Source organism: Mesorhizobium sp. USDA 4775, assembly GCF_054062655.1.
In genome coordinates this window covers 2523565-2538535 of record NZ_JBSSFM010000001.1, presented here as the reverse complement: position 1 = coordinate 2538535, position 14971 = coordinate 2523565, and the positions used below count along the sequence as shown (strand labels likewise).

The following is a 14971-nucleotide window of genomic DNA, read 5'->3' as shown; positions in this document are numbered from 1 at the left end:
GATCGCCTGGTGACCCATCCGCAACAACAGGCTGTTCTGACCGCTGCCGGCATCCATAAGCGCTTCGGCGCGCTTGTGGTGCTGGATGCGGTCGACTTCGCCATGGCGGCCGACGAGGCGGTGGGTATTGTCGGCCCGAACGGCGCCGGCAAAACGACACTGCTCAGTGTGCTTTCCGGCGCCTTTCCACCGAGTGCGGGCACGGTCAGCTTCAAGGGCGGCGACGTGACGCCGCTGTCGGCGACGCAGCGTTGCCGGCTCGGCCTGGTGCGCACGCACCAGGTGCCCAAACCATTCAGCGGCATGACCACCTTCGAGAATGTCTTCGTCGCGGCCTCGCACGGCGCCGGCCTCGGCCGCGACGAGGCCTATGAGGAAGCCCTCGGTTCGCTGAAACTGTGCGGCATGCTGGGTGTTGCCAACCGCCGCGCCGAGACGCTCGGACTGCTCGACCGCAAGCGGCTGGAGCTGGCGCGCGCGCTGGCGGCAAGGCCGACGCTGCTGCTGCTCGACGAGATCGGCGGCGGCCTGACCGACGGCGAAGCCGGCGAGCTTGTCGCCACGATCAAGGAATTGCGCCGCCGCAAGATCGGCATCGTCTGGATCGAGCACATCGTCCACATCCTGCTGCAAGTGGCCGAACGGCTGATCTGCATGGATGCGGGAAAAATCATCGCCGACGGTGAGCCGCAAGCCGTCATGGCCGATCCGGAGGTCGTGCGCGCCTATCTCGGCGGAGGCCCGAAATGAGCCTGCTGTCGGTTGAGGATCTCGTTGTCCGCCACGGCCTGCTGCAGGCGGTGCGCGGCGTCAGCTTCAGCATCGAACGCGGCGAGACGCTGGCGTTGGTCGGCGCTAACGGCGCCGGCAAGACGACGCTGCTCAGGGCAATTGCCGGCGCGCACCAGCCGGCGGCCGGCCGCGTGCTGCTGGACGGCGCCGATCTTACCAACGTGCCGTCGCACAGGCGCGTCGGCATGGGCATCGCGCTGGTGCCGGAAGGGCGAAAGCTCTTCGTGCAGATGACGGTCGAGGAGAACCTTCTGCTCGGCAGAACCGCCGGCCGGCCGGGCGAGTGGAGCGTCGACAGAGTGCTCGACATGTTCCCCAATCTGAAGCCCCGCCGCCATGCCAAGACGGGCCATCTCTCAGGCGGCGAGCAGCAGGCGACGGCGATCGGCCGGGCGCTGATGAGCAATCCGGAAGTGCTTTTGCTCGACGAGGTTTCGCTTGGCCTGTCGCCGCTGATCGTCGACCGTGTCTACGCGGCCCTCCAGGGGCTGATCGCTTCCGGCACGACCATCATCCTGGTCGAGCAGGACCTCAACCGCGCGCTCGCTGTCTCCGACAGGGTGATCTGCATGCTCGAAGGGCGTGTGGCGCTGGAAGGGCCGAGCAAGGCGGTTTCGCGCGACCAGGTGACGAAAGCCTATTTCGGCCTGCACCGGAAAAGTCCCGGGAGCGTTCCGGCATGAGCAACCAGATCATTCAGGGCATCCTGCTCGGCGGCTACTACGCGCTAATCGCCTGCGGCCTGTCCTTCATGTTCTCGGTGATGCGCATCATCAACCTCGCCCATGGCAGCCTTGCCGTGTTCGCGGCCTTTGCGCTGTGGTGGCTGGCCTCGCGGTTCCATATCCCGCCGTTTGTCGGCCTGCTGATCGTGCTGCCGCTGATGGCGGCGATCGGCTGGGCGCTGCAGCGTTTCCTGCTCGAACGCAGCGCGCGTGGCGGTGCGCTGCTGCCGATCCTGACCACGTTTGGCCTGGCCATTGTCATCGACAACATGCTGTTCGAGCAGTTCGGCGCCGACACGCGTTCGCTGGCACCCTATATCGGCAGCCTGTCCTATGATTCCTGGGAGTGGCCGGGCAGCATCTATGTCGGCAAGCTGGCCGTGATCATGTTTGCCACCGCCGTGATCCTGCTGGGAGGGCTGCAGCTGTTCCTCACTCGCACCCGGCTTGGCCGCTCGATCCGCGCCACTTCGGAAGACCCTGATACGGCCGGCCTGGTCGGCGTCGATGCGCGTCGCGCCAATGCCATCGCCGCTTCCATCGCCATGGTCACGGTTGGTCTTGCCGGCGCCTTTCTCGGCATGCGCGCCACCTTCGATCCCTATGCCGGCGCGCCGCAACTGCTGTTCGCTTTCGAAGCCGCTGTGATCGGCGGTGCCGGTTCGCTGTGGGGAACGCTGGTCGGTGGCATCGTGCTGGCGCTTGCGCAGACACTCGGCGCGCAAGTGCACCCGCAAGGCTTTCTGATCGGCGGCCATGCCGTGTTCCTCGTCGTGCTGTTCGTGCGGCTGTCTACATCCGGCCTCGGCCTGCGCGGCCTGCTGCGCCTGCCTTCCCGGAGCGCATCATGAGTGCGGTTTCGTCCTCGCCGGTCATCGAGCGCGGCACGGCGACGTCGCGGATCGCGGCGATTGCGGTCGCCGTCATCATCGCGCTGCTCGCTATTGCGCCGCAGTTCCTCTCGGCGGGCGCGGTCGACCGCATGACGGCATTGTTCATCTATGTGATCCTGGCGGCGATGTGGAACGCTCTGGCCGGCTTCGGCGGCCTGGTTTCCGTAGGCCAGCAGGTGTTCTTCGGGCTCGGAGCCTATTTCGCCATCCGGCTGGCCGATGCCGGCCTCAACCCTTTCGCCTCGCTTTTCGTTTCAGCGATCGTTGTCGGCGTTGTCTCCTGGCCGCTCTCGTTGTTCATGCTGCGGCTGCGGAACGGCGAGTTCGCCATCGGCATGTGGGTGATCGCGGCGCTGACGCATCTCCTGGTCAATCTCGACCGGCTGGTGCAAGGCGAAACCGGCACGTCGCTGATCTCGCTCAACGTCTACGATGCCGGTACAAGGCGGGTGGCGATCTACTGGCTGGCGCTGGCCTCGATGACCGCGCTGCTCGCCATCCTGTTCGGCCTGCTGCGCGGCAGCACGGGTGCGGCAATCCGCGCCATCCGCGACAATGAGGATGCCGCAGCCTCGGTCGGTGTGCGCGTCACCGGCACCAAGCGGCTTTTGTTTGTGCTTGCCGCCTTCGGCATCGGCGTTGCCGGGGCGCTGTGGCTGGCGACCTCCATCACCTTCCAGCCGAAAACCTACTTCAACGTCCAGTGGACCGCCTACATGATCTTCATGGTGCTGGTCGGCGGCATCGGCACGTTCGAGGGCGCCATCCTCGGCGCGCTGGTGTTCTTCCTCATTGAGACCTGGTTCGGCGGCACCGGCGTCTGGTACCTCGTCGGCCTCGGCGCCACGGCCGTGCTGTTCTCGCTGTTCCTGCCGCGCGGCCTGTGGGGAACGATCGAGGAGCGTTTTGGGCTGCGCCTGCTGCCGGTCGGCTACCGCGTCAGGCTTCCGGCAACCGCTGTCGACGGCGACGCGACGCCACAACAATCCACGATATCTCGGGAGAAGGCATGACCATGCTTTTCGGCAAGACGATCCTCATCACCGGCGTCGCCTCCGGCATCGGCGCGCGCACAGCCGAACTTGCCGGCCAGCTTGGCGCGGACGTGATCGGCGTTGATGTGCGCGAGCCGGCGGCAGCGATGGGCAGTTTCGTCAAGGCCGACATCTCATCGAAGGCCGGCGTCGACGAACTGGTCGCGCGACTGCCGCAGCGCATCGACGCGCTATGCAATGTCGCCGGCCTCTCCGGCAACACCGGCGCGGCAGCAACCCTGGCCGTCAACTTCTTTGGCCTGCGCGCACTGTCCGAAGCCGTCGCGCCAAAAATTCGCGAAGGCGGCGCCATCGTCAACGTCGCCTCGATCGCCGGCTATGGCTGGCGCGCCAACCTCAACCGCGCCGCTTCGATGGTCAGCATCGAAGGCTTTCCCGATGTCGCCGAGGTGGTCCGCGACCACGCCGTCAGGAACGAGGAAGGCTACCCCGTCTCGAAGGAGTTGCTCCTGCTGTGGACCTTTCGCGCGGCGCATCAGGATCTGTTCAAGAGCCGTGGCATCCGCGTCAATGCGGTGAGTCCCGGACCGGTCGAGACGCCTATCCTGAAACAATTCCGCACCGTACTTGGCGATGCCCGCGTCGACAGCGACATTGCCCGGGTAGGACGGGCCGGCACATCGGGCGATATAGCGCCTGTCGTGCTGTTCCTGTGTTCGGACGGCGCGCGGTGGGTCAATGGCGCCAATGTACCGGTCGACGGCGGCCTCGAAGCATCGATCAACGCCGAAGTGCTCGGCTTTTAATCGCGAAGCTCCACCGGAGCGAGGGAGACAATCATGGATATCGGACTTCTGATCGACGGCGACAAAAGGGATGCGTCCGGCGCGGCCGCCTACGAGCGCATGGACCCGTTCACCGGCAAGCTGGCGACGCGCGCCGCAGCAGCCAGCGTTGCCGACGCCAACGCGGCTGTGGAAGCCGCGGCCGCTGCCTTTACGACCTGGTCGAAGACCGGGCCTGGTGAGCGCCGCGCCTTGCTGTCCAGGGCGGCCGACGTGATGGCCTCCAAGGTCGGCGAATTCACCCGGCTGATGATGGAAGAGACCGGCGCCACCGGTCCCTGGGCCGGCTTCAATGTCATGCTGGCGGCCAACATGCTTCGCGAGGCAGCGGCGATGACGACGCAGATTTCTGGCGAGATCATTCCTTCCGACAAGCCGGGGACGCTCGCCATGGCGATCCGCCAGCCGGCCGGCGTGTGTCTCGGCATCGCGCCATGGAATGCGCCGGTCATTCTCGGCACCCGCGCCATCGCCATGCCGCTCGCCTGCGGCAACACGGTGGTGCTGAAGGCCTCGGAAATGTGCCCCGGCACACACCGGTTGATCGGTCAGGTTCTGGTCGAGGCCGGCCTGCCCAAGGGCGTCATCAATGTCGTCACCAACGACCCCAGGGATGCCGCCGCAATCGTCGAGGCGCTGGTCGCGCATCCCTCGGTCAAGCGCGTCAACTTCACCGGCTCGACCAAGGTCGGGCGCATCATCGCCGAGCTTGCCGGGCGGCATCTGAAGCCGGCGCTGCTCGAACTCGGCGGCAAGGCACCGCTGCTGGTTCTGGACGACGCCGACATCGACGCAGCGGTCAATGCGGCGACCTTCGGCGCCTTCATGCATCAGGGCCAGATCTGCATGTCGACCGAGCGGCTGATCGTCGACGAGAGGATCGCCGACGAATTCGTTTCCAAGCTCGCCGTCCGCGCGTCGGGCCTGCCGGCCGGCGATCCGCGCGGCCATGTCGTGCTGGGCTCGCTGATCAGCAGCCAGGCGGCCGACAAGATGGAGGAGCTTGTCGCTGACGCCGTCGCCAAGGGCGCCAAGCTTGTCGCCGGTGGCAAGCGCACCGGCACGGTTGTCGAGGCAACGCTGCTCGACCATGTCACCCCGGCGATGCGCGTCTATGCCGAAGAATCCTTCGGGCCGGTCAAGCCGGTCATCCGGGTGAAGGGCGAGGACGAGGCGGTGCGTGTCGCCAACGACACCGAGTATGGCCTGTCGTCAGCCGTGTTCAGCCGCGACATCAAGCGCGCCATGGCGGTCGCCGCGCGCATCGAAGCCGGCATCTGCCACATCAACGGCCCGACCGTCGGTGACGAGGCGCAGATGCCGTTCGGCGGCGTCAAGGGCTCGGGCTATGGCCGCTTCGGCGGCAAGGCCTCGATCGCCGAGTTCACCGATCTGCGCTGGGTGACGATCGAGGATCCCGGCCAGCACTATCCGTTCTAGCCGGCCTCGTCTCGCGGTCGGCAATGAAGATCAACCGGCCAGGGACGGCGTGAAGCGAACGCTGGCGGATCGCATCAGACCGGGCGCTAGTACGATGCAGCCAGTGTCGATGCGGCTGCCCGTGCGGTTGAAGGCATCGGTGATATTGCTGACCGGCTCGGCGCAAAAGAACGGCTCGCCGGGCGGCGTGTAGAGGACAAGGAAATCGAGCGGCGCCTCGGCCTCGATGTCCAGTCGCCGTCCGTGTTCGGGCCAGGAGATCCGGGCGCGGCGCGCCCATCCGCTGAAAACCGTGTCGAAGTCCACTTCCGATACGTCAAAACCGATGGACGGGTCAGCTCCTACCGGCGGCAGGACATGCCGGACGGGCAGGACCTCCGTGTCCGTCTCCCACATGCCGGACACCGGCGCCTGGACATGCGCCCACGGCGTCGACGGGAAATAGGGATGGAGGCCGAAGCCGGCCGGCATCGGTGCGTCCGACAGGTTGCGTACCTTGATGGTCACGCAAAGCCTGCCGTCAGCCAGCGTTATCTCTTGCTCGGCTTCATAGCTCCATGGCCAGGAATCGGCGGCGTGGCGATAGCGCAGGACGATCGTGCCGGCTTCATGCCTGACGACCACCCAAGGCCGGCGCCAGCCATGGCCATGTTCATGATGAGGATCGTCGGCAGTCGTCGGAAGCCGGATGGTGCGTCCCGCGAACTCGAACCGGCCGCCCCTTATGCGATTGGAATAGGGAACGAGCGGGAAGCAGGCCATGGCGCCGGCATCGCGGCTACTGATCGCGGCCGGATCTGCCGGGCGCAGCCAATCCACCACGGCGCCATCTTGCCACCATCGATACGACGCCAGCGCACCGCCGGCGGCCGGAGCAATGTCAACCGTCGCGATGCCATCGCTGATCGAGACCAGTTCCGTGTGCTGCGCGGCAACCGCAGCGAAATTCTTTGTCATCGGCGCTCCCCCGTCCATTGACTCCGATCGCCATGGCGATAAGACATATCGTATGAATAGTATGAAGAATAAGAAATCTTTTAGCACGGCACGGACGTCGCGGGTTGCCGTGGCGGTTTCCAGCGGCTCCACCGCACTGCACGCGACCGTTGTCGAGCAGATCGGCCTGCGCATCGTGCAGGGCGACTTCCTGCCCGGCGAGGCGCTGCCCAATGCCGACGATTCCAGCGAGATGCTGGGGGTCAGCCGCACGGTGCTGCGCGAGGCGATCAAGGTGCTGGCCGGCAAGGGGCTGGTCGAATCGCGGCCGAAGACCGGCACACGGGTGCGCCCACGCTCCGACTGGAATTTCCTTGATCCGGACGTCCTGTCATGGCGCTACGCCGGCGGTGTCAGCGCCGACGATGTGCGGGCGCTGTTCGAGCTGCGCCGTGCCATCGAGCCAATGTCGGCAGCACTTGCGGCCCAGCGCGCCACGCCTGCCCAGATCGCCGAGATCCATGCGGCACTGGCCGAGATGGAAGCGGTGAGCGACGATGGCGACCGCTTCGCCAAGCCCGATCTGGTGTTCCACCAGACCATCCTGCGCATGACCGGCAACGAGCTGATCGGCTCGCTGGCGGCACTCGTCGAAACCGCACTGGTGATGAGCTTTCGCCTCTCCAACGACAATCCGGAAGGCCAGCGCCATTCCTTGCCGCTGCATCGCGAGGTGGCCGAGAAGATCGCCGCCGGTGACGCCGCCGGCGCGCAAAAGGCACTGCTGGTGCTCATCGACAATGCCGAGGATGACGTGCGCCGCAGCGTCGAGAACCGCAACAGACGCCGCAAGGATCGAGGCCAGCAATCGTGACCGACACCAAACGCAAACTGCGGTCCGAAGCCTGGTTCGGCGGTGAAGGCAAGAACGCCTTCATGCACCGCAGCTGGATGAAGAACCAGGGCATCCCGGCCGATGCTTTCGACGGCCGCCCGGTGATCGGCATCTGCAACACCTGGTCGGAGCTGACGCCGTGCAATGCGCATCTGCGGGCGCTGGCCGATCACGTCAAGCGCGGCGTCTACGAGGCCGGCGGCCTGCCGCTCGAATTCCCTGTCATGTCGCTCGGCGAGAGCAACATGCGCCCCACTGCCATGCTGTTTCGCAATCTGGTCAGCATGGATGTCGAGGAATCCATCCGCGGTAACCCCATCGACGGCGTCATCCTGCTGGTGGGCTGCGACAAGACCACGCCGGCGCTCTTGATGGGGGCCGCCTCGTGCAATTTGCCGACCATCACCGTTTCCGGCGGGCCAATGCTCAACGGCAAGTTCCGTGGGCAGGATATCGGCTCGGGTACGCATGTCTGGAAATTCGCAGAGGAAGTGAAGGCCGGCCGCATGCCGGTCGCCGACTTCCTCGCCGCGGAACAGGGTCAGAGCCGGTCGGCCGGCAGTTGCATGACCATGGGCACGGCTTCGACCATGGCCAGCATGGTGGAAGCGCTCGGCATCGGCATGCCGGACAACGCCGCGATCCCGGCCGTGGATTCGCGCCGTGGCGTGCTCGCCCAGCTGGCCGGACGCCAGATCGTCGACCTAGTCCGCAGGGACGTGAAAATTTCGGACATTCTTACAAGGCAAGCGTTCGAGAACGCCATTCGCGTCAATGGCGCGATCGGCGGCTCGACCAATGCGGTGCTGCATCTGATCGCCATCGCCAACCGGGTCGGTGTCGATCTCAGCCTCGAAGACTGGGACCGCCTTGGCCGCGACGTTCCAACCATTGTCGACCTGATGCCGTCGGGCCGGTTCCTGATGGAAGATTTCTACTATGCCGGGGGGCTGGCTGCGGTCATGGCGTCGCTTGATGAAGTGGGGCTTCTTCATCGCGACGTCATGACCGTCAGCGACAAGACGATCGGCGAGTTGATCGACGGCGCGCCCAACTACAACCGCGAGGTCATCAGGCCGCTGAGCGAACCGTTGACCGACCAAGGCGGCATCTCGATCCTGCGCGGCAATCTGGCGCCCAATGGCGCGGTCATCAAGCCGTCGGCGGCAACGCCCGAACTAATGCAGCATCGCGGCAAGGCGGTCGTCTTCGAGAACATCGAGCATTACTACGCCCGCATCGACGATCCGGAGCTGGATATCGACGCCTCCTCGGTGATGGTGTTGAAGAATTGCGGGCCGCGCGGCTACCCCGGCATGGCCGAGGTCGGCAACATGCCGCTGCCGGCGAAGCTGCTCAAGCAGGGCGTCTCCGACATGGTGCGCATCTCGGATGCACGCATGAGCGGCACGGCCTATGGCACGGTGGTGCTGCATGTCGCGCCGGAGGCCGCGGCCGGTGGCGCGCTGGCCTTGGTCCGCGACGGCGATCTCATCGAGCTCGATGTCGCCGGCCGCCGGTTGGAACTGCTGGTATCGGACGAGGAGCTGGCGATCCGCCGCCGCGACTGGAAGCCGCCGGCGCCGCCTGAAGGCGGCTATCAGAGCCTCTATGTCGAACGCGTGCTGCAGGCCGACAAGGGCTGCGATTTCGACTTTCTCGTCGGCCGGCGCGATGCCGGCATCCCCCGGCATTCCCATTAGAGAGGCGCGCGATGACGGATGAAATCGGCTACGCCATCTACCCGAGCCTCAAGGGCCGCAGTGTCTTCATAACCGGCGGCGGCAGCGGCATCGGCGAAAGCCTGGTGCGCCATTTCTGCGCGCAAGGCAGCCGCGTCGCCTTCGTCGATCTGGCGGAAGAGCCTTCCAGGCACCTGGTCGAGGCGATCGCGGCCGAAGGACACCCAGCGCCGCTGTTTATTCCGTGCGATCTGCGCGATGTCGAGCAGCTGCAGGCGGCAACCGCGCAGGCAATGCAGCACAATGGCCCGATCCAGGTGCTGTGCAACAATGCCGGCAACGATGACCGCCATCAGACCAAGGACGTGACGGTCGCCTACTGGGACGACCGCATGGCGGTCAATCTGCGCCACCAGTTCTTCGCCGCGCAGGCGGTGCGACCGCAGATGAGCGCGCAGGGTGGTGGCTCGATCATCAATTTCGGCTCCATCACCTGGATGGTCGGCGATCCCGACTGTCCTGCCTATGTCACCGCGAAAGCCGCTGTCTACGGAATGACGCGGGCGCTGGCCCGCGAACTCGGCCCCGAGCGCATCCGAGTCAACTGCATGGTGCCGGGCTGGGTGATGACCGAGCGCCAGATGCGGCTGTGGCTAAATCCGGCCGGTGAACGCCAGATCGCGGAAAGGCAGTGCCTGCCCGACCGGTTGCAGCCCGCCGACATCGCGCGCATGGCGCTGTTCCTCGCCGCCGACGACAGCCTGATGTGTACGAGCCAGCAATTCATCGTCGATGCGGGCTGGGTGTGACCGATACGGCTCCAAGGGAAGAAGGGTATTTCATGCGTCTTGTTCAGTACAGAATGCCGGATGGCAGCAGGCGGGTCGGCCGCGTCTCCGAAGACGGCAATCGCTTGCACCCGCTCGACAAGACTGGCAGCGTTCTGGAACTCGCCGAAGCGGCGATCGCCGAGGACATGTCCATCGCGTCGCTGGTCGAGAAGCGCACGGGCACCACGACGGTCGACTACAACGAGCTGTTGCGCGATGGCCGCGTGCTGGCTCCCGTCGATCATCCGGAACCGGCGCGCTTCCTGGTTACCGGAACCGGCCTGACCCATACCGGAAGTGCCGCCGCGCGCAACCAGATGCATGTTCTGACCCATGGCGACGGTGTCGAGGAATCCGATTCCTTGAAAATCTTCCGTATGGGGCTGGAGGGCGGCAAGCCTGGCGCTGGCAAGATCGGCATCCAGCCCGAGTGGTTCTTCAAAGGCGTCGGCACCTGCGTTGTGTCGCCAGGTGCTGAGCTGCCGATGCCGGCATTCGCGAAAGCCGGGGCAGAGGAAGCCGAGATCGTCGGGCTTTATCTCAACGGCCCGGACGGCCATCCCTATCGCATCGGCTATGCGCTCGGAAACGAATATTCCGACCATGTGACGGAGGGCGAGAACTACCTCTACCTCGCCCATTCCAAGCTGCGCTCCTGTTCGATCGGACCCGAGCTGCTGATCGGCGACCTGCCCGAAGAAGTTCGGGGCCATTCCCGCATCCTGCGCGACGGCACTGTCATCTGGGAGCAGGAGTTCCTGTCGGGCGAAGCGCACATGTCGCACTCGATCGCCAATCTCGAACATTTCCATTTCCGCTACCCGATGCACCGAAGGGCGGGCGATCTGCACGCCTATTTCTTCGGCGCGGCGGTGATGAGCTACGCCTCCGGCATCAAGACGGCTTCCGGCGACGAGTATGAAATCCAGGCACAGGCATTCGGCAAGCCACTGCGCAACCGGATGGTGTCGGTGCCGGACGAGGGACTGGTCACCGTCACCCAGCTGTGACGGCAGAGGTCCGAAATCACGGTCCACCAGAACGACAATGGGAGATTAAAAATGGGACTGAAGAAAGCGTTTCTAAAACTAGCGACAATCGGGCTCGGCATCGGCCTGATGACATCGGCGGCCTTGGCCGCGAACCTTCGAGTACTGGCCTGGGACGGCTATGCCGACCCGGATTGGGTGAAGGATTTCACCGCGGCAACCGGCATCGGCGTCGATGTCGTCTTCATCGGCAGCGATGACGAGATCTGGGCCAAGATCAAGGGCAGCGAAGGCCAGGATTTCGATGTCTTCGCCGTCAACACCGCCCAGCTGCAGCGCTACATCAAGGCCGATCTGGTGTCGCCGATCGACATCACCAAGCTGTCGAACCAGAAGGAGGTGCTGCCGCGCTTCCGCGATCTATCGCAGGTCAGCGGCGACACCAAGGACGGCAAGGTCTACGGCATTCCGTTCTGCTTCGATTCCATCGGGCTGATCTACGACACGGACAAGGTCAAGCCGGCGCCGACCTCGATGTCGGTGCTGTGGGATCCGGCCTACAAGGGCAAGGTCCTGGCCTACGACAATGGCGAGCACAATTTCTCGTTCACCGCTCTGACGCTTGGCTACAAGGATCCGTTCAATCTCGACGCGGAGCAGATGGCGGCGGTCAAGGCCAAGCTGGTTGAGCTCAAGCGCAATGTGCTGAGTTTCTACACCACCGCCGACGAGGCGCAGCAGATCTACCAGAACAATGACGTTGCCCTGATCTGGGCCAATTATGGCCAGCAGCAGGTCAAGGCGCTGCAGAAGATCGGCGCCCATGTCGCCTACGTCAATCCGAGTGAAGGCGCTCTGGCCTGGCTCGACAATTGGGTGATCTCCAAGGGCGTGCGCGACAATGCGGCGGCCGAGCAATGGATCGACTTCATGCTGACGAAGAAGGTCAGCGGCGAGCTTTCCGAGCGCACCGGCTTCGGCAACACCGTGGTCGAGTCGAGCAGTGCCGGCAGCAACGACAAGCTGGTCTGGCTGAACAATGTCGAGGACCCGCTGAAGCGGTCGGACATGTGGAACGAGATCAAGGCGACGCCCTGATCCTTTCCGCAGCCCGACCTAGAAGGACCCGGCGGTCCGGACGTTCCGGACCGCCGCAGCGTATGCGAGAATAGTCTATGAGCCAGAACACCGACCTGCTGACGCTGCGGTCCGTCTCGAAATCCTACGGCACGGTTCCCGTGCTGCACGACATCGACCTGTCTGTCCGGGACGGTGAGTTCCTGACCGTTCTTGGACCGTCGGGCTCGGGCAAAACCACGGTCTTGCGGCTGATCGGCGGGCTGGAGCCACTGACCGCGGGCGAGATCCGCCTCGACGGCCAGGACATCAGCCGCATGCCGATCAACAAGCGGCCGTTCAACACCGTGTTCCAGGACTATGCGTTGTTCCCGCATATGACCGTTTCCGGCAATGTGGGCTATGGTCTCTCGGTGCGCCATGTCCAGCGCAAGGAGATTGCGCGCCGTATCGCGGAAGCCCTGGAGCTGGTGCAACTCGGGCGCTTCGCCGACCGCTTTCCGGCACAGCTTTCCGGCGGCCAGCGCCAGCGCGTCGCGCTCGCCCGAGCGCTGATCTGCCAGCCGCGCCTGATCCTGCTTGACGAGCCGCTCGCCGCGCTCGACCTCGAACTGCGCCGGCAGATGCAGGAGTTCCTGAAATCCATCCAGCGCGAGATCAAGACCACCTTCCTTTTCGTCACCCATGACCAGGAAGAAGCGATCGGCATGGCCGACCGGATCTGCGTCATGCAGGCTGGCCATATCCGCCAGCTCGGCACGCCGCACGAGCTTTACTACAAGCCGAATTGCGAGTTCGTGGCGCGCTTCTTCGGCGAGAACAATCTGGTGGCCGGAAAGCTCGGCCCCGTCCAGGGCGAGCAGCGGCCGATCGAGACCGCACTTGGGCGACTGATCTGTTCGATCAGCGGCCAGCCGCATTTGAAGGCCGCGCCAGACGGCGCGAGCGCCTTCGCGGCGTTCCGGCCCGAGGCCTTGCATCTCGCGGACTCCACAGACGGCGACAACCGCTTTTCCGGCACCATCGCCGATCTGGCCTTTGCCGGCTCGTCGACCGTCGCCACGATCACGGCGGGTGCGGACACTGCCGCGCAGCGGCTGCGGCTGCGAACCCCAAGCCGGATCGACGGCAGCGCGCTGAGATCCGGCGAGACGGTTTCGCTTTCGTTTGCGCCGCATGAAGGCCATCTGGTGCTGGCATGAGCGCGGGCGTCACGACACAGCCCGCGGAAAGGCGTTTGTCGCTGCTGGTGACCGTGCTGGCTTTCGCCCTGCCGGTGATCTTCGTCCTGGTGCCGCTGGCGATCTTCCTGGTCTACAGTTTCTTCAGCGTCGACCAGGGCACGATCGTCTACGCGCCGACGCTCGGCAACTATGTCCGGTTCTTCACCGATCGGATCTTCCTGCCGGTGTTTTGGAACACCATCGTGCTGTGCGTGTCGGTCGCCGTCATCTGCATCCTGCTTGCCTATCCCGCTGCCTATTTCCTGACGACGCTGAGAGGGCGGTGGCGCTATGCCTTGCTGATGCTGCTTCTGGTGCCGCTGCTGATGAGCTACGTCACAAGATCTACGCGATCCGCAGCATCCTCGGCCTCAACGGCTTCCTCAACAAGGCGCTGGTGGCAATTGGCATCCTGCAGCAGCCGTCGACGCTTTTCGTGTTCAACATGAACGCCATCCTGTTGACGCTGAGCCTGCTTTTGATCCCCTTCGCGATCCTGCCGATCTTCCTGTCGCTGGAGCGGATACCGCAGACCTTGCTGCGTGCCTCCGACGATCTTGGCGCGAGCGGCTTGCAGACGTTCCTGCGCATCACCTTGCCGCTCAGCCTGCCCGGCGTCGCCTCGGCGGCGAGCTTCGTCTTCGTGCTGGCGATCGGCGATTTCCTGACGCCGCAGATGGTCGGCGGGATCAGCGGCTTCACCTTCGGCCGCATCCTCTACAGCCAGTTCGGCACGGCCTATAATTGGCCATTCGGCGCGGCACTGTCGGTGGCGCTGGCGATCGTGGTGATCTGCGCCATCCTCATCGGCGAACGGTTCGGGCGCAGCCGGGGGACGTCGGTATGAACGCCCTGCCCCGACCCTCCACCATCTTCCTGGCCGTGATCACAACGCTGGTCGCGGTGCTGCTCTACAGCCCACTGTTCGTGCCGATCGTGTCGTCGTTCTTCACCATCTCGCACGGCGATGTCGACTGGTCGTCACCAACCCTCTCGACCTACCGAGCCCTGGCCGAAAACCACAACATCCTGGCAGCCTTGCGCACCACGCTGATCGTCGGCCTGTGCACCGTCGTGCTCTCGGTGGTCAGCGGCACGCTGCTGGCGCTCTATTATCACGGGCGCCGCTCGGGGCGCTCGATCCTGCAGTTCATCATCTTCCTGCCGTTCCTGATGCCGCCGATCATCAGCGGCCTCGCGCTGCTGATCTTCTTCCGCGAGATCGGCCTCGAACGTTCTCTGCTGACGGTCGTCATCGGCCATACGGTCTTCGTGCTGGCGATCGTCTATCGCACCGTGCTGATGCGGCTGCAGTCGATGAGCCGTACACTGGTCGAAGCGTCCTACGATCTCGGCGCCACCGGCTGGCAGACCTTCTGGCGCATCATCCTGCCGAATCTGTCGAGCGCCATGGTCGGCGGCGCAATCCTGGCCTTCGCGCTGTCGTTCGACGAGACGATGATCACCATCCTGGTCACCGGCACGCAAAGCACCCTGCCGGTCAGGCTGTGGGCGATGATGCGGCTTGGCTTCTCGCCCGACATCAATGCGCTGGTCGCCTTGATCCTGATGTTCACCGTGCTGCTCTGCGTGCTCGCCGCCCGTTTCCTGATCCCCAGGCAGATGGCGACGGAGCGGAGCTGAATTAT

16 protein-coding genes are annotated in these 14971 nt (G+C 64.9%); 15 read left to right on the top strand and 1 reads right to left on the bottom strand.

What is annotated here, in order from left to right:
* Positions 1–6: 6 nt before the first annotated feature.
* From ACVILI_RS12160 to ACVILI_RS12135, 6 genes are read left to right on the top strand one after another with little or no spacing between them, the layout of a single operon-like run.
* Positions 7–750 (top strand): ABC transporter ATP-binding protein, encoded by a 744-nt coding sequence (locus ACVILI_RS12160; RefSeq protein ID WP_027046577.1) that lies wholly within the window; start codon positions 7–9, stop codon positions 748–750.
* Positions 747–1475, top strand: coding sequence for an ABC transporter ATP-binding protein (locus ACVILI_RS12155; RefSeq protein ID WP_019856756.1), 729 nt, complete (start codon positions 747–749; stop codon positions 1473–1475). The genes ACVILI_RS12160 and ACVILI_RS12155 overlap by 4 nt, the downstream gene beginning before the upstream one ends.
* Positions 1472–2368 carry a branched-chain amino acid ABC transporter permease gene (locus tag ACVILI_RS12150; protein ID WP_019856755.1) on the top strand — a complete coding sequence of 299 codons (897 nt, stop codon included), beginning with the start codon at positions 1472–1474 and terminating at the stop codon, positions 2366–2368. Before ACVILI_RS12155 ends, ACVILI_RS12150 begins: the two co-directional genes overlap by 4 nt.
* On the top strand, positions 2365–3423 hold the full coding sequence (locus ACVILI_RS12145) for a branched-chain amino acid ABC transporter permease (RefSeq protein WP_019856754.1): 1059 nt from the start codon (positions 2365–2367) through the stop codon (positions 3421–3423). The genes ACVILI_RS12150 and ACVILI_RS12145 overlap by 4 nt, the downstream gene beginning before the upstream one ends.
* A 2-nt stretch (positions 3424–3425) precedes the next feature.
* A complete protein-coding gene (locus ACVILI_RS12140; protein WP_038652277.1) occupies positions 3426–4211 on the top strand; it encodes a coniferyl-alcohol dehydrogenase in 786 nt (261 codons plus the stop codon).
* A 33-nt stretch (positions 4212–4244) separates the two neighbouring features.
* The gene (locus ACVILI_RS12135; protein ID WP_038645150.1) at positions 4245–5690 is read left to right on the top strand and encodes an aldehyde dehydrogenase; all 1446 of its coding nucleotides are present in this window, start codon (positions 4245–4247) and stop codon (positions 5688–5690) included.
* Positions 5691–5720: 30 nt separating this feature from the next.
* On the opposite strand, the gene ACVILI_RS12130 is transcribed toward ACVILI_RS12135, so the two are convergent.
* Complete coding sequence (locus ACVILI_RS12130; RefSeq protein ID WP_240565007.1) at positions 5721–6779, bottom strand: aldose 1-epimerase; 1059 nt, start codon at positions 6777–6779, stop codon at positions 5721–5723.
* Here ACVILI_RS12130 and ACVILI_RS12125 point away from each other — a divergent pair.
* The 9 genes from ACVILI_RS12125 (at position 6757) to ACVILI_RS12085 (ending at position 14966) form a co-directional block, all read left to right on the top strand.
* Positions 6757–7500, top strand: a complete 744-nt coding sequence (locus tag ACVILI_RS12125; RefSeq protein ID WP_080643708.1) for a FadR/GntR family transcriptional regulator — start codon at positions 6757–6759, stop codon at positions 7498–7500. The genes ACVILI_RS12130 and ACVILI_RS12125 overlap by 23 nt on opposite strands.
* Entirely contained in the window at positions 7497–9224 is a 1728-nt protein-coding gene (locus tag ACVILI_RS12120; RefSeq protein ID WP_038645148.1) for an IlvD/Edd family dehydratase, read from the top strand. The genes ACVILI_RS12125 and ACVILI_RS12120 overlap by 4 nt, the downstream gene beginning before the upstream one ends.
* Positions 9225–9235: 11 nt before the next feature.
* A complete protein-coding gene (locus tag ACVILI_RS12115) occupies positions 9236–10012 on the top strand; it encodes an SDR family NAD(P)-dependent oxidoreductase (RefSeq protein ID WP_038645146.1) in 777 nt (258 codons plus the stop codon).
* 32 nt (positions 10013–10044) lie between these two features.
* Positions 10045–11043, top strand: a complete 999-nt coding sequence (araD1, locus tag ACVILI_RS12110; RefSeq protein WP_038645145.1) for an AraD1 family protein — start codon at positions 10045–10047, stop codon at positions 11041–11043.
* A gap of 51 nt (positions 11044–11094) precedes the next feature.
* The gene (locus tag ACVILI_RS12105; protein ID WP_038645143.1) at positions 11095–12120 is read left to right on the top strand and encodes an ABC transporter substrate-binding protein; all 1026 of its coding nucleotides are present in this window, start codon (positions 11095–11097) and stop codon (positions 12118–12120) included.
* A 77-nt stretch (positions 12121–12197) separates the two neighbouring features.
* A complete protein-coding gene (locus ACVILI_RS12100; RefSeq protein ID WP_038645142.1) occupies positions 12198–13301 on the top strand; it encodes an ABC transporter ATP-binding protein in 1104 nt (367 codons plus the stop codon).
* A 35-nt stretch (positions 13302–13336) separates the two neighbouring features.
* Positions 13337–13771, top strand: coding sequence for a hypothetical protein (locus ACVILI_RS12095; RefSeq protein ID WP_457102454.1), 435 nt, complete (start codon positions 13337–13339; stop codon positions 13769–13771).
* Positions 13720–14169: an ABC transporter permease gene (locus ACVILI_RS12090; protein WP_457102453.1), complete on the top strand. Its 450-nt coding sequence runs from the start codon at positions 13720–13722 to the stop codon at positions 14167–14169. Before ACVILI_RS12095 ends, ACVILI_RS12090 begins: the two co-directional genes overlap by 52 nt.
* Positions 14166–14966 (top strand): ABC transporter permease, encoded by an 801-nt coding sequence (locus ACVILI_RS12085; RefSeq protein WP_038645138.1) that lies wholly within the window; start codon positions 14166–14168, stop codon positions 14964–14966. Before ACVILI_RS12090 ends, ACVILI_RS12085 begins: the two co-directional genes overlap by 4 nt.
* The last annotated feature ends 5 nt before the right edge of the window (positions 14967–14971 follow it).

Coding starts and splice junctions, on each gene's coding strand:
- ACVILI_RS12155 (WP_019856756.1), top strand. CDS start 747: ATGAGCCTGCTGTCGGTTGAGGATCTCGTTGTCCGCCACGGCCTGCTG.
- ACVILI_RS12150 (WP_019856755.1), top strand. CDS start 1,472: ATGAGCAACCAGATCATTCAGGGCATCCTGCTCGGCGGCTACTACGCG.
- ACVILI_RS12145 (WP_019856754.1), top strand. CDS start 2,365: ATGAGTGCGGTTTCGTCCTCGCCGGTCATCGAGCGCGGCACGGCGACG.
- ACVILI_RS12140 (WP_038652277.1), top strand. CDS start 3,426: ATGCTTTTCGGCAAGACGATCCTCATCACCGGCGTCGCCTCCGGCATC.
- ACVILI_RS12135 (WP_038645150.1), top strand. CDS start 4,245: ATGGATATCGGACTTCTGATCGACGGCGACAAAAGGGATGCGTCCGGC.
- ACVILI_RS12115 (WP_038645146.1), top strand. CDS start 9,236: ATGACGGATGAAATCGGCTACGCCATCTACCCGAGCCTCAAGGGCCGC.
- araD1 (WP_038645145.1), top strand. CDS start 10,045: ATGCGTCTTGTTCAGTACAGAATGCCGGATGGCAGCAGGCGGGTCGGC.
- ACVILI_RS12105 (WP_038645143.1), top strand. CDS start 11,095: ATGGGACTGAAGAAAGCGTTTCTAAAACTAGCGACAATCGGGCTCGGC.
- ACVILI_RS12100 (WP_038645142.1), top strand. CDS start 12,198: ATGAGCCAGAACACCGACCTGCTGACGCTGCGGTCCGTCTCGAAATCC.
- ACVILI_RS12085 (WP_038645138.1), top strand. CDS start 14,166: ATGAACGCCCTGCCCCGACCCTCCACCATCTTCCTGGCCGTGATCACA.